This is a genomic window from Phaeobacter sp. CECT 5382 (assembly GCF_001457775.1).
Classification (GTDB): domain Bacteria; phylum Pseudomonadota; class Alphaproteobacteria; order Rhodobacterales; family Rhodobacteraceae; genus Pseudophaeobacter.
Genome location: NZ_CYSG01000013.1, coordinates 48,497 through 64,530, shown reverse-complemented (window position 1 = coordinate 64,530; position 16,034 = coordinate 48,497). Strand labels below are relative to the sequence as shown.

The following is a 16,034-nucleotide window of genomic DNA, read 5'->3' as shown; positions in this document are numbered from 1 at the left end:
AGGAAACCGCATGATCCTCTCTGCTCCGCTCCCCGATCTGTTGCTGGAACCGCTGGTACGCGCCGCCCTGCATGAGGACCTCGGCCAGAACGGTGATATCACCACCCGCGCGGTGATCCCGGCCTCGGCGCGCTACAAGGCCCGCCTGAACGCCCGTGACGCAGGTGTCGTGTCAGGTATGCAGATCGCCCGTATCGCCTTTCATTTGGTAGACCCCACGCTGGAGTTGAACATCGCGCGCGCGGATGGCACAGCCTGCGCGCCCGGCGACACCCTGATGACCATTGAGGGCTCTGCCGCGGCGATCCTGTCGGGCGAACGGGTGGCGCTGAACTTTGCCGGACGCCTGTCTGGCATTGCCAGCCTCACCGCCGGGTTTGTCGCCGAGGCCAAGGGCACGCATACCCGTATCACCTGCACCCGCAAAACCACGCCAGGGCTGCGCATGGTCGAAAAGCAGGCAGTGATCCACGGCGGCGGGTCGAACCACCGCTTTGGTCTGTCGGATGCGATCCTGATCAAGGACAACCACATCGCCGCCGCCGGGGGTATCACTCAGGTGCTGACTGCCGCCAGCGCCAGCGTCAGCCACATGATGAAAGTGGAAATTGAAGTCGACACCCTGGCGCAGCTCGAAGAGGTGCTTGCAACCGGTGGCGCCGATGTCGTTCTGCTGGACAATATGAGCACCCCGGATCTGGCCCGCGCTGTCGAAATGGCCCGAGGCAAACTGGTGACAGAAGCTTCCGGCAATATGAAACTGGAGCGCATCGCCGAGGTCGCAGCCACTGGAGTGGACTACATCTCATCCGGGGCCCTGACCCATTCGGCGCAGACGCTGGATCTGGGGTTGGACTTTTAATCCCAGACCATCGGAAAGATCGGACCAACGGTATGGTCAGGCGCAGGCGGCCTGACCAGAGGTAGTTCACGAGTACAAATCACAGGAAATCGCGCGCAATGGTTTCGCGCCATTCCTTGACCAAAACCTCTGCCCCATCCGCGCCTTCGCGGGCCGTCACCCTACGCCAGAGATAGAAGTTTTCTGTGTCACAGGTCATCTTGTTTTCCGTGTCGATCTCGACCTGCCAATCCCCGCGCGCAAAGGTGAAGGTCCAGTCACTGGCAAAAACCGCCGAGGCCGGATCATCGGGGTGGATGGCATAGTGCATCGACACATGACTCCCAACTGTCATCCCATGATAGGGATCCACAGCCTTGCCGTAGTCGTCAAAAGTATCCAGCACCAGCGTTCCATCCGCGCGCAGCTTTGTCTCTGACCTGCCGCCGGGCGCGCGCAACTCTTCTGACTGTAAAGACGGGTAGTCTCGCGCCGCAGCCGGGTTTTGCGGATCGATCTCTTGTGCGACCTGACGCTCTGGCAGCACCAGCGCACAGCCCTCCAGATGCAGCGTCACTTCTGCCGCCTCGGGCGCAGGCCAGACGATGGGCCAGTAAGATGTCGATAGCGCCAGCCGCAGCTGATGCCCGGCCCGCAGATGATGCGCGCATTCATTCAGCTCGATCTCGGCCTCGTAGACCTGCCCCGGCACCAGGTATTCGGGCTTCTCGTGGCTGTTGCAATGGGTCAGGTTCAGCGGACGAAACGTGATGCGCTGCGACACTCCCGTTGGGGCGACATCACAAAGCCGGGCGACCAGCTGTGCCACCGGCCGGTCCACGCTGAACGAGACCCGCAGGCGGGGACGGCCAAGAAGCTCCAACGGCGCGGCCAGCGGTGGGGTATCAAAACAGGAAGAAAGCACGTCGTCCCCGGACTGATCCCCCGGCAGCTCGTTGTCGTAGCGCATACCGGCGCAGAAATAGCCACTGGCCTGCCCCAGTATCGCAGGATTGCTCACGAGCTGCCGACCTGCCGTGGGGTCTTCTTCCAGAGCTCCCGCCCCAAGATACATCACTTGATCCCGCACATTGGGAGAGGGCCACTCTTCCTCGGCGATCCAACGCCCCTGTCGGGGCTTATTCTGCATGGTCGGGTTGAAGTGTTCCTGCATGTAGGTGCGGTAATCCGGCAGGCTCTCGACACCCGTCTCATCGCCCTTGAGCCACTTGTCGAACCAGGCCAGCACTTCGCCATGAAAATCCGCAGGATCCAGCTTAGCGATATGGGCGTAGCGATGCTCCCACGGGCCTACGAGGGCCTTGGCAGGCACCTTGAGGTTTGCAGCCAGCCGGGGTGGTGCGTTGACATAGGCATCCGCCCAACCAGTGATCGCCAGAACCGGCGCTTGGATTGCCGCCCAGTCCTCGCAGACCGAACCATGTTTCCACTGCCCGTCGCGGGTCTGATGGCGCAGCCACTCGGCGGCCATAAAAGGCATATCCTCCATCCGCTTGATCCAGTCGGCGCGCCAGTCGGGGCGGTTTTCCGGATCCGCTGGGCGCGATTGATAGGCGAACATCTGGCTGGCCCAGTTGGCATTATCGCTCAGCAGGCAGCCGCCCATATAGTGGATATCATCGGCATAGCGATCCGTAGTCGAGGCCACGGAGACCACCGCCTTGAGCGCCTCGGGGCGGCGAAAGGCGAGCTGCAAGCCGTTGAAACCGCCCCAGGAGATCCCGATCATGCCGATATTGCCGTCACACCAGTCCTGCGCCGCGATCCAGGCCAGAACCGCCTCGCCGTCGCTCAGCTCCTGTTCGGAATACTCATCATCAAACACCCCTTCGCTGTCGCCGGTCCCAGCGATGTCGACCCGAATGCCGGCATAGCCTTCGGTAGCAAACACAGTATGGGTGGTCTCATCGCGCGGAGCAGTCCCATCGCCCTTGCGATAAGGCAGATATTCCAAGATGGCAGGCACCGGGCCATCGACCTGTGGCAACCACATGCGAGCGGCCAAGCGGCGGCCATCGGGCAGCGGGATCCAGGTGGTTTCTATCAGATCATAGGCACAAGGGGGACAGGGGGCACGGGACATCCGGCGGTCTCTTTTCAGGCAAGGGCATTTGCCCCAGCCTTGCCGAAAGGCAGCACTGAAGGAAAGTGAGCACTTGTGTGTAATGTGACGCGAATGTAAGCGACTTTGGAGAAAACCGCGAAGGGATAAGCTGGTGCCAGTTGATTTTTCACAAAACCTGCGCTGGCTCTGTGCCGAAGCTGGGCCGATTGCCCAGACCTGTCGTGGCATTGGCATCAATCGTCAGCAGTTCAACCGCTACCTCAGCGGCGCTGGCCTGCCCTCGGCGCATAACCTGCGGCGCATCGCGCGATATTTCGGCCTGTCAGAGGCAGAGCTCTTTGCAACACACCGCGAATTCTGCGCTGCCCAGACCCAGAGCGCGCCGCAATCCCTCAGCGCGCATCTCACCCAGTTCAATGCGTTGTTTCAGGATCAGGCCCGACCTTTGCGCCGGTTTCTGGGGGCCTATCACGCCTATTTCCGCACCCCCACTTGGCCGGGGCAAATCCTGCGCAGCCTGATCCAGCTACGCGCCCAAGAGGGCCATGTGGTGTCGCATACCTATGAACGCGCAACCTCTGGTGATGGCAGCATACGCCAGCGCGGGCGCTATCAGGGACTGGTGAGTTTCCGTGGCAACCGGTTGTGCATGTATGAAACGCCGCGGCGCGACGGGGGATTTCTGTCCGAAACAGTCATGATGCCGGAACACCCGCAGCAAGTTTCTTACCTACAGGGGCTGACGCTTGGGGTCTCCGCGCGCCCCGACCAACAGCCATTTTCCACCCGCACCGTCTGGGTGCGCATCCCCGAGCGGGTCTCGGCCCGCGAAGCCCTGGCGCTCACCGGGGCCTATCCACAGGCAAGCGCCAAGCTGGACCCAAAAGTGCGCCGCCTGCTGGGTGACCAGCTGCCGATCAGCATCAACCCCACTGCAGACTAGATCGCTGGTCATTTGAAGAGTTTACTTGGGCAGGATCGGCGCGGATTTGTCCAGCGCCAGCTCAGCATCCGAAAACCTCCATGGACCACGCACGCCGGGAATCCCCTCGGGTGCGATCTGCATCTGACGATGCTGGATCTGGGGATCTTCAAAGGCCTGACCAACCGTGTTGATAGGGCCTGCGGGCACGGTTGCTGCCTCTAGTGCGGCAAGCAGCTCCGTCTGCGTCCAGCCCGTCACTACCGCCTCCAGCAGCGCTGTCAGCGCCTGCCGGTTGGCAACCCGTGATTGGTTAGAGGCAAAGCGCGCATCCGCTTTCCCCCCCTCCAACCCCAGCACATCGCACAGCCGCTGGAACTGCCCGTCATTGCCTACCGCCAGAATGATATGGCCGTCAGAAACCATCATGACCTGATAGGGGGCGATATTGGGATGCTCATTGCCCAGTCGGGTCGGGCTTTCTCCGGTGGCGAGATAATTCATCGCCTGATTGGCCAATACCGCCGTAGCGCAGTCCAGCAGGGACATGTCGATATGCTGGCCGCGCCCGGATCTGTGACGCTGCTCCACCGCTGCCAGAATGCCGATGGTACCATAAAGTCCGGTAACCACATCGGTGATTGCCACGCCGACCTTTTGCGGCTGGCCCGCGGACTCACCAGTGATCGACATGAGCCCCGACATCCCCTGCAACAAAAAGTCGTAACCAGCCCGTTTGGCATAGGGCCCGTCCTGGCCAAACCCTGTGACCGAACAATAGATCAGGCGCGGATTCACCTGCGCAACGCTGTCATAGTCGAGACCATATTTGGCCAGCCCGCCGACTTTGAAATTCTCGATCAGGATATCAGCGTCGCGGATCAGATCCAGCACCTGCGCGCGACCCGCATCCGTTCTGAAATCTGCCGTCACGCAGGTTTTGCCGCGATTGGCCGCATAGTAGTAGGCGGCTGTTTTGTCGCCGTCACGTTCGATAAACGGAGGGCCCCAACGGCGGGTATCATCGCCTTCGGGGCTTTCGACCTTGACCACATCGGCTCCAAGATCCGCCAGTGACTGCCCAATCCAGGGGCCGGCCAGAATACGGGCAAGTTCAACAACCTTGAGGCCAGAAAGCGGGGTCCCGGATCTAGTGGTCATGAGGGCATCTCTCCTTGCACGGGGATTGCCCCCTTGGTGAACGTTTCTGAGCGATGCTTAGCCCAGGCAGACACCCGCCCGCAAGAATTTGATCAAAATACAATTGCGGCGAGGGCAGCCTGGATCAGTTGCCCTTGATCCGGACTGTAAACGTAGTGCGTGCCCCTGCTGGTGGTGGCGGAAAGGGCGCGGCCCGGCGCACCTGTGCCAGCGCGACCCCATCCAGTTTACCCGACCCGGAGCTGCGGGCGATGCTGACTCCCGCCAAGGCACCACTGGCTGTGACTGAAAACCGTACCATGGCGACTCCTTTGACAGCAGCCCGGCGCTTGGCACGCTGGATCCGGCGCATCACCAGGCCCGCATAGTTGCTTGCTGCGGCACTCCCTTGAACCTTGGCTTGACCTGCAGTGTTTTGCGCCTGCCCCCCAGATTTCTGGCGGCTCGATTGTGCCACACCTCGGGTTGCATTGACCTCTCCGTTGCCCTGCGGTTTTGACGCGGTCTTTGGTACCGTCTTCGGCGCAGGTTTCCTTTGTGCTTGCAGAACAGGTTCCGGGTCAGGGGTTTGTGGCCGCTCCGGAGGGCGTAGTGATCGCTCTACCTGAGGGCTTTGCGGCTCTGGAGGCCGCGCTTTGACAGGGTCCGGTTGTGACAAATGTACCGGCTTTTTCTGTACCGTTTCCATTTGTGGTGACAGGGCCTCGACCTGCAAAACGTCTTCAGGGCCAGATGTCTGTGCAGGCGGAGCCTGTGCCTGTAACTGCCGTATTGGTTTGGCGACAGGATCGGTCGTCTCGGGGCTCTTCGCAGCAAGCAAAGGTATGTCGCCCTGCGCCGCTAGGGTCGCCTCAGCGGAACTGGCTGGCGTCTGAACTTTTGGCCATTGATTCCGAACAGGTTTGATTGGTGTGACCTTTTCAGCGGCAGAAGGCAGTGACGCTACCGGGGTTTGGGGCCGCTCAGGGGCCGGTTTTTCCGGCTCTTGTGCCTGCTGGGCGTCAACAGCAGGCTTCGGGGTTTGCACACCGGTTGCCATATTCGCAAAACTGTTTCCCTGCGCCGCCAAGGCGGTATTTCCGCCTGCTTGTTCAACAGGAACTGTAGCCCCCCAAAAGGCAAAGCTCGCGTGAGCGACAAAGGCCAGCCCCAGTGCTGCCAGTGCCGCAAGTCGGGAGCTTGGCACAGACCGCGACTGCTGCTCTAGATGCCTACTCTGCGGCCAGACGGCTGATGGAGGTAGAGCCGTCATGGCAAGGCCCGTTCTGACACCAGCAACACCCGCTGGGCGCCGCTCGCACGCAGCGCATTGCCCAATTGCACCAGTTTTTTGGCAGACAAAGCCTGATCCGGCACCAGCCGCACCTCAGCGCGCACATCGGGCGCAAGCCCGGCCATATAGGCGGCAGCATCCGCTACCGCAACGCCACGCAAAGACAGACGCCCATCAGCATGCACCACCAATGTGTCGGGAGGCTCCCGCCCCTCCAGATCCGCTGTCTTGATCAGGCTGATATCCTTATCGAGTGGCGGCGCCAGTGTGCCCGCAATCATAAAGAAGATCAGCATCAGAAAGACGATATTGATCAGGGCAATCGTCGGCTCTTTCTGACTGGTGGCACGGGGTTTCAACTGCATCAGCCCAGCACCACGGTTTGCAGTTTTTCCACCTGCCGCAGGGTGGCCAAAAGATCAACCAGCGCCTGCGCGCTTACCCTATCGTCCGGGCTGATCAACACCAGATGTCCACCGCCATCCTGTGGCTGCGACCGCACCAAATCGGCAATCCTCCCCAGATCCACGGGCTGTCCGTTCAGAGCCAGACCCGACGCGGCCAAAGTGACAAACAGCATCTGACGATCCGCTCCCCCCTGCGCCTGCCCGGCGGCCATCAGCTCTACCTCGCCGTATTTTGAGAAGGTCGAGGTCAGCATGAAAAACAGCAACAATAGAAAAATCACATCAATCAGCGAGGTCATCGACATCCGCCCGCGTCTTGGCCCCTGCAGTTTAAACGGCATGAGCCAATGATCCGCCTTGATCGGGTTGCACTGGCACCGATGCCTGCTGCGTCGCGCCAACCGTAGCTGTATCTGTCTCAAGGGAGACACGGGGGGCAAAAGCAACCCGAAACGCATGATTGGCAAAGACCCGTTCTCGCTGCATTCGGGCTGTCAGCCAGCTCAGCACCAGCGAGGTGGGCATTGCCACGGCCAGCCCGGCAGCGGTCGTCAGCAAAGCGACCCATATGCCGCCTGCCAGCAGCGACGGGTCCACCGAAGAGCCCGCGGATTGCAATTTCTGAAAGGCTTCGATCATACCAATGACAGTGCCAAACAGGCCCATCAAGGGCGCCAGTTGCGCCACCATATCCAGCGCGCCCAGCCCACGTTCCAAGCGGGCAAACCGATCTTCGGCCTCGGCATCTATGCGGGCCGAAAGATCCGCGTCCTGCGCCTGCGTCAGTGCCAGACGCAGGACCGGGCCAAGATAAGACCGGCTCTGATCAAGGGCCTGCAGGGCCTGTGCCTGCTGCCCCTGATCCCAGGCGGCGACAGCTGCTGCCAGCTGCCGGTGGCGCCCCACCCGTGCCGCCTGGTATTGCCACAGCTTGTACAGTACCAGTGCCACAGTCAGCACCGATACCGCCAAGAGCAGCAAAACCACAGGTCCCCCAAGATCCAGAACACGCATCACGGCATCACGGATCAAACTCATCCCAACAGCTCCATCTCTGTACGGCTTTGCAACTGCAGATGTTCGGAACAGGCACCTGCAGACAGCCCTGGCGCGCTGCAGGTTTCAGCACCGTTGATCAGCACCCGGCTGATATCAGCGCAGGCATGGGGAAACTGAAACTGCCGCACGCGCAAGCGCCCGGCAGGAAGATCCTGAAAATCCAAAAGGGTCAGCCGAGCCACCTGCCCCTGCGCATCGAACAACACGGTTTCATAAACCGCCTGAACGATGTTTTTGGCATGGGTGTTCTTCACCACAAAAGACAGGGTGCAGGACGCACCAACCTCTTCCACCGCGCTGAGCTCGATGGAGATATCCGGCCTATCCGCTGCCGCGGCCGTCACAGTTCCCGCAGTCGTCTGTGCCGCTGCACCACCTGCCCAAACTGACAGCCCAAAGGCTGCCAGAGCGAGGGCGTCTTTACCCGGATATCCCATTGGTTTCCTCTCGAATGACTTAAGATCAGACTGTTTGATCAGAAGGTTTTGGCCAGGGTGACCTTGAAGTTACGGCCAGGCGCGGATTCCGTTGCCAGATTTGCCTGATAGGTGCGGTCAAAGGCATTCTCGATACCAAACCGCACCTCGGCGCCGTTCATCACCCCGGATTGTGGACGGAAGGTGGCGCGCAGATTGCTGACGCCGTAGCCGCCGTAGTTGTTGTTGCCGTTTTCAGCCACAACCTGTTCCCAGCTCAGATCCCAGGCCTCTGCGATGCGTTTGCCAACCGTGAAACGGGCTGAGTTTGCAGGCGCGTTGCCCCAGTCGCCAGTGACACCAGCCGTGCTTGTTGCCTCGTAGTCGCCATAGGCCGCGTTGAGATCGAAATAGAGACCATTTGCCAAGGCATAGGTAGCTTCGAGTTCGATACCCTGGCTTTCGACGATACCGGTGCCCGAATAGGAGGTGATATCCCAAAGTTCACTCACAAAGACGTTCGCCTTGACCTGAAGGCTGTCCTCGCCGGTGAAGATATCGCTCGCCACATAGGAAGCGCCGACCTCATAGGTGCGCGATTTTTCAGGCTGCGTCATGTAGGTGGGGTTGCTCAGATCATCGATGATCGGCAGGCTTTCGGTATAGGCTGCACTGGCAAAGAGCGCCAAACCCGAATTGAATTCGTAGCGTGCAGAGATCCCACCCATCAGGGCCGAGTTGTCATAGGTATCGCCTGCGTAGGTCTGGGCTCCCTTGATGGTCTGGTCTTCCCAGCGCAGGGCTGGACTGATTGACCAGTTGTTGCCCAGATCAATTTCATCCACCACAAACAAAGCAATGCGTTCATCCGTGCCGCCGGGGACGGAAACACTGCCAGAGGTCGGGCTCACCTGGCTTTCCAGTCGGTCTTTCTTGATCCATTCCACACCAAAGCGCAGATCATGCGAGATCGCCCCGGTCTGGAAGTACATCGCGTTTTTCAAGGTCAGCTTGTCGACGGTATAGTCGTGATCCCCATCCAGCAGGTAGTCGGCAAACCCACCAGGGTTGGTCGGCTCACTTTCGATATAGATATCCGAATAGGAGTACTGCACCGACAAATCGATCAGATCATTGCCGACCGGATTGTATTCGTACTTCAGCGTGGCGACTTCGGATTCCGTCTGACGGTTCACATTGCCGAAATTGACCACGTTGAAAGCATCATAAGGCGCGTCAAATTCATCGGTCGCTGTTTTCTGATAGCTGAAGGTCAGCCCGTGTTCGTTGGCCTCCCCAAAGGTGTATTTCAACTTGGCCAGACCGGAATATGGCTCGGTTGCGGAATAGGTGACCAGATTGCCATCACCATCCTTGTAAGCATCGCTGTCGCGCTTGGTGTAGTTCAGCAGAACCTCAAGGTTTTCCAGCGGCTGCCAGGCCAGAATTGTCGAGCTGTGATAGCCTTGGCCATTGGAGGTATAGCCTAGCGTCTGGCGCAGGCGCAGGCCCAGCTCGCCGCCGGTGAAATCTGACGCATCCTTGGTGTCAAACTGCACCACGCCGCCAACAATGCCCGAACCGAACTCAAAGGACCCGACAGTGCCGCGAATGACCGAAACGCTTTTGTACAGTGATGGATCCGTGAACAGCTGCGTGCCGATCCGGTAGATCTCTTCTGATCCCGTCGTTGCCCCGTCAATGACAATTGCCACCTTCTGGTCGGTGCCGTAGGTGCCATTGGCCCCAAAGCCACGAATATTGATGCCTGACCCTTCGGGGCGCGAGCCGTTCACCAGCGATACCCCCGGAACGGAATCGATCAGCTCTGCCACTGTGCCCGCCTGGCGATCGTCGATTTCTTCCTGATTGATCACCGTCACAGGCACCGCTGTGCTGACCTGCACTTCGCGCTTGCCCTGCCCCAGCTCAACCGTGCCCAGAAACCCGTCTTCCTGGATCTCTGCAGGCAGAATTTCCGACTGGTCTGCCGCCAATTCCTGCGCCGCAAGGCCTGACCCCATGGTCAAACCCAAAATGGAAACGGTCCCCAGCAAATGCTGATTCAGCCGTATTTTCCCCATCACATGTCCCTTTGCATCACGTTCTTGACCGAGTGCTTGCAAAAGGCTGGCGCGGTAGTTTGTTTGTTATGTTCCTGGCGGAATCGTCACTTTCCGCTTGAGCCTGATAGTAAAGGTGATAAAAACAGTCAACATAAATTCCACCCTGCTACAAATGTAGTTGCCAGCCTGACCCGCGCCCCTTAGCGCGGCCAAAGCCAGCCCTTTCCCGCAAAACCTTGCACTCTCGAAAGGGCCAACATGAGCCAGTCCCCCACCCTGGAACCGCAGGCGATCCGTCAAGCACGCAATGAAAACGCCAAGCTGCGCGACCGCGATTTTGCCGGTCAATTCGGTATCACCGAAGGCCAGCTGGTCGCTGCCTTCGTTGGTGAAGGCGTCACCTGTATCACCTCAGATATCGATCAGGTCTTTCCAAGGCTCGCAGCCCTGGGTGAGGTTAGGGCGCTGACCCGCAACGCATCCTGCGTGATCAAAAAATTCGGCGTCTATGATGACTCCCCCCCAGGAAACCACGCCTCGATGTTTCTGACTGACGCCATCGCCCTGCGCCTGTTTCCCCGCCATTTTCAATTCGCTTTTGCGGTCGAGCGCAGCAGCGATGCCGGCATCCGCCGCTCGATCCAGTTCTTTGATGCCGCAGGCGACGCCGTCCACAAGGTGCATCTGCGTGACGCGTCAGATCTGACCGCCTGGCAGGCGCTGGTCACTGACCTGGCGTTGCCGGATCAGGATGACAAGCTGGATGTTGCAACCCGCACCCCACCGGAAACAGCCAAGGCGGACCCAAAAAAGGCCGATGAGTTGCGCCGCCAGTGGGCCAAGATGACGGATACCCATCAGTTCCGCCAGCTGACCTCGAAGCTGAAAATGAACCGGCTTGGCGCCTACCGCATTGCAGGCGAACCCCTGGCACGTGCGCTGGCCCCAACCTCCGTGGATGACATGCTGCACGCGCTACAGGATCAGGGCATCGAGGTTATGATCTTTGTCGGCAATATGGGCTGCATCGAAATCCACACCGGCCCGATCAAAAACCTGCGCAGCATGGGCCCCTGGCAAAACATCCTCGATCCTGGGTTTGATCTGCATCTGCGTCTTGATCACATTGCCGAAGTCTGGGCCATCAACAAACCCACGCAGCGCGGCGCGGCAATCTCGGTCGAAGCCTTTGATGCGGACGGGACCATCATCCTGCAGGTCTTTGGCCGCCGCACCGAGGCCAAAGATCACCCTCCCGCCTGGAATGACCTCGTTGCCGGCCTGCCTGCGCTGGACGGCTCTGTCGTGGCCGATCTTTCAGCAACACCCACCGCTTCGGAGGCCGCCGAATGAGCCTGTTTTCTCGTCTGTTCACCGGGCTTAACATAGTCATTCTCACGCTTTTTGCGGCCCAGATGGGGCGCGCCGAGAGTGCCACCCGTATTGTGTCTATTGGTGGCTCCGTCACCGAAATTGTCTACGCACTAGGACAACAGAACCGGCTGGTGGCGCGCGATACAACCTCCTCTTTCCCAGCAGCGGCAGAGGAGCTGCCCAATGTCGGCTATGCCCGTGCCCTGTCCCCCGAAGGGGTACTGTCGGTGGACCCCGACATGATCATTGCCACCGAAGGGTCCGGCCCGCCAGCCACGCTTGATGTGTTGAAACAGGCCAATGTCATCTATGTCGAGGTACCAGAGATCTATTCAGCCGCCGGAGTTGCGACCAAGATCGAAACCGTCGGCACAGCTCTGGGAAAGGACGAAGCCGCGCAGGCGCTCAGTGCGCGTGTCACCACCGAGTTGGCTGACGCGCAGAGGCGCGCAACAGCGGCCGCAGGGGATCACCCGAAACGCATCCTGTTTGTGCTTTCAACGCAGGGTGGCCGCGTCATGGTCGGCGGTCGGGACACCGCCGCAGATGGCATTATCCAGATGGCTGGCGGGATCAATGCCATCACTCAGTTTAGTGGCTACAAGCAAATGACAGACGAGGCCATTGCCGCTGCCGCGCCAGATGTGATCCTGGCGATGGATCGCGGCGGGGATCACGGATTGACCAAAACTTCCATGTTGGAGCTGCCAGCCCTTGCCCTGACACCCGCCGCACAATCCGGGCACCTGATCCGGATGAACGGCTTGCACCTTCTGGGCTTCGGGCCGCGCACGGCCTCTGCTGTAGCAGAGCTTTCCACAGCCATCTACGGAGCAGCACAGTGAGTCTCGCCACCACTGATATCGCCAATCCAGAGGCGGGAGCATCCAAGCCAGAGCTCATCAGCCCCGCAGTGGACCGCCGCATTCGGGCGCGGCAGCTCACACTACTTCTGGTTTTGCTGTTGGGACTGGTCTCGCTGTTGTCGCTCACCACTGGTGCTTCTGGCACCTCCTTGTGGGCGGTGCTGCAGGATCTGCTGGCCGGTCGGGAGCTGTCCACAATGGAGCGGGTGGTTCTGCTGGATATACGCCTGCCTAGGCTGTGCATGGGGATCCTCGTCGGGGCCTCTCTGGCGGTTTCTGGCGCGGTGATGCAGGGGCTGTTTCGCAACCCCCTGGCTGATCCCGGCATTGTCGGGGTCAGTGCCGGCGCCGGGCTCGCCGCGATCACTGCCATCGTGTTGGGCAGCCTGCTGCCTGCGACGGTGCAGCAACTCGTAGGCTCTGCGCTTGTGCCATTATCTGCGTTTTTTGGCGGCTGGGCCTCGACCCTGATCCTCTATCGGGTCTCCACCCGTGGTGGACAGACATCGGTTGCCACCATGTTGCTGGCCGGGATCGCGTTGGGGGCTTTGTCCGGGGCCACCTCTGGCATTCTTGTCTATATCGCAGATGACACCCAGCTGCGCGATCTGACCTTTTGGGGCATGGGATCCCTGGCCGGGGCCACATGGGTCAAGGTTCTGACGGCCCTGCCAATCATCGGTCTGGCGCTGGCCACCGCGCCATTTCTGGCGCGCGGCCTGAATGCGCTGGCGCTGGGAGAGGCCGCCGCCGGTCACACCGGCATAGCCGTGCAACGCGTCAAGAATATCGCCATTCTGGCCGTTGCCGGGGCCACCGGAGCTGCGGTTGCGGTTTCAGGTGGCATTGGGTTCATTGGCATCGTGGTGCCGCATCTGCTGCGTCTGGCCACTGGCCCTGATCACCACAGCCTTCTGCCCAACGCGGCCCTGCTCGGGGCAACATTGCTGCTCGCTGCTGATATGATCGCCCGTATCATTGTGGCCCCGGCAGAACTGCCCATCGGCATCGTTACCGCCATCCTGGGCGCGCCTGTGTTCCTTTGGATCCTGCTGAAACGCCGCGGAGGATTGGGGATATGACGCAAGAATTCACCCTGCAAGCCAAGGGCATCAGCGTCAAACTGGGGCGCCGCCAAGTCCTGAAGGATGTGGATTTCAGCGCCACGGCTGGTCGTGTCACTACAATTGTCGGCCCAAATGGGTCTGGCAAGACCACATTGTTGCGCGCCATGACTGGGGAGATAGCCCATCGGGGAAAAGTCCGCCTGAATGGTGCAGACACGACCGATATGAAGCCTTGGCAACTGGCTGCGATCCGCGCGGTGCAGCCGCAAAACAGCAGCATCGCCTTTCCCTTTACCGTGCTCGAAATCGTGCGCCTTGGCCTCAGCGCCGGGTTGTCAGCTGCGGATAGCACAGTGCCCCTACAGGCGCTCGAAGCCGTGGGGCTGGCTGGTTTTGCCGGGCGTATGTATCAGGATCTGTCAGGCGGCGAACAGCAGCGGGTGCAGTTGGCTCGCGTTGTCACCCAGGTCTGGGAGCCTGTGGTTGACGGCACTCCGCGCTGGCTGATCCTGGATGAACCGGTAGCGAGCCTTGATATCGGGCATCAGTTCACGGTGATGGATCTGGCCCGCAATTATGCGACACGCGGTGGTGGCGTGGTGGCAGTGATGCATGATCTCAACTTCACCGCCATGTTTGCCGATCATGTGGTGCTGATGGAGGCAGGGCTGATTGCGGCAACCGGCACCCCGTTTGAGGTGCTGACGGATGAAACCCTGGCCCGCACCTATGGCTGCCCGGTACCCGTGAATACCACCCCACCGGCCCAGATCCCCTTTCTGCTGCCGCAGGCTCGGATCGATCTGGCTGCGCGCTCAGCCTGACATCCACAAAAAAAAATACAAAAGGCCCGGCGCAACAGCCCGGGCCTTTCTCATATTCGGGGGCAGCTTTTTGGACAGAACAGGTAGTTTTCATTCGAACCAGCGCGCCCAGCCATCCAGGTAATAGCCCACCAACGCATGCGATTGCAGCGTATTGGCTGAAACCTCCAGCGGTCCGGTTTCAAGGTCAAAGACCTGCGCGGCCTGCCAGACCTCGGGTGACAGATATTTCAGCCCCGCAGGAAGCCCAATTGGACGGTCTGTAAGGGGCATTACACTGGCCATCACAAAACCCCAGTCGCCAAAGCTCGGCAGATAGGCATGGTAGGGGCGCGTATATAACCCCTGTCCGGGACGGTTCGGATTACGACTTGCCGCGAGGGTGGTTTTGATCGACCAGAAGGCCTCACGGGCAAATAGCGGAGATCCTGCCTGGGTAACCATCACCCCCTGCGCGCTGAGCCGCTCCACCAGGGTGCCGTAAAACTGGCGGCTATACAGCTTGGACAGGGACAGGTTTTTGGGGTCCGGCAGATCAATGATGATCACGTCAAAGACTGCGGTGCTGTCCTCGACGAAACGCCAGGCATCTGTGTTGTGAATTGTTACTCTTGGGTCGCGCAGCGCGTCCTGGTTCAGGGCCGACAGATCCGGATGGTCGCGAAACAATTCCGTCACGCGGGGGTCCAGATCCACCAGCGTGATCTCTTCGACAGCAGCCCAGCGCAGTACCTCACGTGCTGCCATCCCATCACCGCCGCCCAGGATCAGCACCGATTTGCGCCGCGGCGCCTGCGCCATCGCCGGGTGCACCAGGCTTTCGTGATAGCGATGCTCGTCCAGGCTGTCGAACTGGATGGAATAGTCCAGAAACAACCGGGTGCGGGTGCGATAGCGGGTCACGGTGATCTGCTGATAGGGCGTTGCCTCACTGAAGATGATATCATCCTCAAACAAGGCCGCCTCGCTGGCCGACACCAGACGTTCTGCCTGCCAGAGGGCTGCCAATGTGCCTGTCAGCGCCAGTGCCCAGACAGCAACCTGCAGGGCACTGGTCTGGCTTCGAAAGATCCACAACGACAGTCCCGCCACCACCAGGTTAAGCGCCCCGAAAGTGAGGCTGGCCGGCATCAGTCCCAGGTGCGGGATAATCAGCAGCGGAAAGGCCAACGAGGCCGCCAGTGCGCCGATGTAGTCCACGCTGAGAACATTCTCAAAACGAAACTCCGGCGCGCCGATCTCTTTCAGAACCCGGGCAATCAGCGGGATCTCCATGCCCGACAACAGCCCCACGGTGATCAGCAACCCATATAGCGGCAGGGTGACGCTCTCCATCCAGGCAAAGGTGAAAAACACCAGCGGCGCCATGAAGCCCCCCGCGATGCCCAGCAGGATCTGCGCCCAGACAAAGCCGGACACCGGCTGCGCCACATAGCGCGACAGCCAGGCGCCCAGCCCCATCGACGACAGGAATATACCGATGACATAGGAAAACTGACGGATGGAATCGCCCAGCAGGTAGCTCGACAGCGTCGCCGCGATGAGTTCATAGATGAGGCCTGCCACAGCCACCAAAAAGGTCGCCACCAAGAGCCAGGTCTCGCGCAGACGCAGGGCTGCCCTGTTCACCTGCGCCTGCGTCGATGCGTCTGCTTTGCTGTCAGTCACGTCC

The 16,034-nt window shown here is 60.3% G+C and carries 15 protein-coding genes; 6 read left to right on the top strand and 9 right to left on the bottom strand.

What is annotated here, in order from left to right; all coding sequences use genetic code 11:
- Positions 1–10 precede the first annotated feature (10 nt).
- Positions 11–862: a carboxylating nicotinate-nucleotide diphosphorylase gene (gene nadC / locus PH5382_RS14100; RefSeq protein WP_058335033.1), complete on the top strand. Its 852-nt coding sequence runs from the start codon at positions 11–13 to the stop codon at positions 860–862.
- A 79-nt stretch (positions 863–941) separates the two neighbouring features.
- Here nadC and PH5382_RS14095 read toward each other — a convergent pair whose 3' ends face one another.
- Complete coding sequence (locus PH5382_RS14095) at positions 942–2,945, bottom strand: CocE/NonD family hydrolase (protein WP_058335032.1); 2,004 nt, start codon at positions 2,943–2,945, stop codon at positions 942–944.
- Positions 2,946–3,078: 133 nt separating this feature from the next.
- Between PH5382_RS14095 and PH5382_RS14090 the strand changes: the two genes are divergently transcribed.
- Entirely contained in the window at positions 3,079–3,870 is a 792-nt protein-coding gene (locus tag PH5382_RS14090; RefSeq protein WP_058335031.1) for a helix-turn-helix transcriptional regulator, read from the top strand.
- 21 nt (positions 3,871–3,891) lie between these two features.
- Here the strand turns inward: PH5382_RS14090 and PH5382_RS14085 are convergent, their stop codons facing one another.
- From PH5382_RS14085 to PH5382_RS14055, 7 genes are all read right to left on the bottom strand, one after another.
- Positions 3,892–5,010: a CaiB/BaiF CoA transferase family protein gene (locus PH5382_RS14085; RefSeq protein WP_058335030.1), complete on the bottom strand. Its 1,119-nt coding sequence runs from the start codon at positions 5,008–5,010 to the stop codon at positions 3,892–3,894.
- A gap of 124 nt (positions 5,011–5,134) precedes the next feature.
- Positions 5,135–6,196, bottom strand: coding sequence for an energy transducer TonB (locus PH5382_RS14080; protein ID WP_058335029.1), 1,062 nt, complete (start codon positions 6,194–6,196; stop codon positions 5,135–5,137).
- Between the two features lie 62 nt (positions 6,197–6,258).
- Entirely contained in the window at positions 6,259–6,648 is a 390-nt protein-coding gene (locus PH5382_RS14075) for an ExbD/TolR family protein (RefSeq protein WP_058335028.1), read from the bottom strand.
- Complete coding sequence (locus PH5382_RS14070) at positions 6,648–7,031, bottom strand: ExbD/TolR family protein (RefSeq protein ID WP_231751885.1); 384 nt, start codon at positions 7,029–7,031, stop codon at positions 6,648–6,650. The genes PH5382_RS14075 and PH5382_RS14070 overlap by 1 nt, the downstream gene beginning before the upstream one ends.
- Positions 7,021–7,728: a MotA/TolQ/ExbB proton channel family protein gene (locus tag PH5382_RS14065; protein ID WP_082645684.1), complete on the bottom strand. Its 708-nt coding sequence runs from the start codon at positions 7,726–7,728 to the stop codon at positions 7,021–7,023. The genes PH5382_RS14070 and PH5382_RS14065 overlap by 11 nt, the downstream gene beginning before the upstream one ends.
- On the bottom strand, positions 7,725–8,186 hold the full coding sequence (locus PH5382_RS14060) for a hypothetical protein (protein ID WP_082645683.1): 462 nt from the start codon (positions 8,184–8,186) through the stop codon (positions 7,725–7,727). Before PH5382_RS14060 ends, PH5382_RS14065 begins: the two co-directional genes overlap by 4 nt.
- Before the next feature lie 38 nt (positions 8,187–8,224).
- The gene (locus tag PH5382_RS14055; RefSeq protein ID WP_231751884.1) at positions 8,225–10,189 is read right to left on the bottom strand and encodes a TonB-dependent receptor domain-containing protein; all 1,965 of its coding nucleotides are present in this window, start codon (positions 10,187–10,189) and stop codon (positions 8,225–8,227) included.
- A gap of 300 nt (positions 10,190–10,489) precedes the next feature.
- On the opposite strand from PH5382_RS14055, the gene PH5382_RS14050 reads away from it, so the two are divergent.
- From PH5382_RS14050 to PH5382_RS14035, 4 genes are read left to right on the top strand one after another with little or no spacing between them, the layout of a single operon-like run.
- Positions 10,490–11,584, top strand: coding sequence for a hemin-degrading factor (locus tag PH5382_RS14050; protein WP_058335027.1), 1,095 nt, complete (start codon positions 10,490–10,492; stop codon positions 11,582–11,584).
- Positions 11,581–12,450, top strand: coding sequence for a heme/hemin ABC transporter substrate-binding protein (locus tag PH5382_RS14045; RefSeq protein ID WP_058335026.1), 870 nt, complete (start codon positions 11,581–11,583; stop codon positions 12,448–12,450). The genes PH5382_RS14050 and PH5382_RS14045 overlap by 4 nt, the downstream gene beginning before the upstream one ends.
- Positions 12,451–12,506: 56 nt before the next feature.
- Positions 12,507–13,553 carry a FecCD family ABC transporter permease gene (locus PH5382_RS14040; RefSeq protein ID WP_231751889.1) on the top strand — a complete coding sequence of 349 codons (1,047 nt, stop codon included), beginning with the start codon at positions 12,507–12,509 and terminating at the stop codon, positions 13,551–13,553.
- A complete protein-coding gene (locus tag PH5382_RS14035; RefSeq protein WP_058335025.1) occupies positions 13,550–14,362 on the top strand; it encodes a heme ABC transporter ATP-binding protein in 813 nt (270 codons plus the stop codon). Before PH5382_RS14040 ends, PH5382_RS14035 begins: the two co-directional genes overlap by 4 nt.
- A gap of 90 nt (positions 14,363–14,452) precedes the next feature.
- Here PH5382_RS14035 and PH5382_RS14030 read toward each other — a convergent pair whose 3' ends face one another.
- Positions 14,453–16,030: a polyamine aminopropyltransferase gene (locus tag PH5382_RS14030; protein WP_255354105.1), complete on the bottom strand. Its 1,578-nt coding sequence runs from the start codon at positions 16,028–16,030 to the stop codon at positions 14,453–14,455.
- Positions 16,031–16,034 lie beyond the last annotated feature (4 nt).

Bases quoted from the DNA above. Each gene is read 5' to 3' on its own strand.
- PH5382_RS14085 (WP_058335030.1), bottom strand. From the start codon at position 5,010: ATGACCACTAGATCCGGGACCCCGCTTTCTGGCCTCAAGGTTGTTGAA.
- PH5382_RS14075 (WP_058335028.1), bottom strand. From the start codon at position 6,648: ATGCAGTTGAAACCCCGTGCCACCAGTCAGAAAGAGCCGACGATTGCC.
- PH5382_RS14055 (WP_231751884.1), bottom strand. From the start codon at position 10,189: ATGGGGTCAGGCCTTGCGGCGCAGGAATTGGCGGCAGACCAGTCGGAA.
- PH5382_RS14050 (WP_058335027.1), top strand. From the start codon at position 10,490: ATGAGCCAGTCCCCCACCCTGGAACCGCAGGCGATCCGTCAAGCACGC.
- nadC (WP_058335033.1), top strand. From the start codon at position 11: ATGATCCTCTCTGCTCCGCTCCCCGATCTGTTGCTGGAACCGCTGGTA.
- PH5382_RS14035 (WP_058335025.1), top strand. From the start codon at position 13,550: ATGACGCAAGAATTCACCCTGCAAGCCAAGGGCATCAGCGTCAAACTG.
- PH5382_RS14065 (WP_082645684.1), bottom strand. From the start codon at position 7,728: ATGAGTTTGATCCGTGATGCCGTGATGCGTGTTCTGGATCTTGGGGGA.
- PH5382_RS14060 (WP_082645683.1), bottom strand. From the start codon at position 8,186: ATGGGATATCCGGGTAAAGACGCCCTCGCTCTGGCAGCCTTTGGGCTG.
- PH5382_RS14045 (WP_058335026.1), top strand. From the start codon at position 11,581: ATGAGCCTGTTTTCTCGTCTGTTCACCGGGCTTAACATAGTCATTCTC.
- PH5382_RS14095 (WP_058335032.1), bottom strand. From the start codon at position 2,945: ATGTCCCGTGCCCCCTGTCCCCCTTGTGCCTATGATCTGATAGAAACC.
- PH5382_RS14070 (WP_231751885.1), bottom strand. From the start codon at position 7,031: ATGCCGTTTAAACTGCAGGGGCCAAGACGCGGGCGGATGTCGATGACC.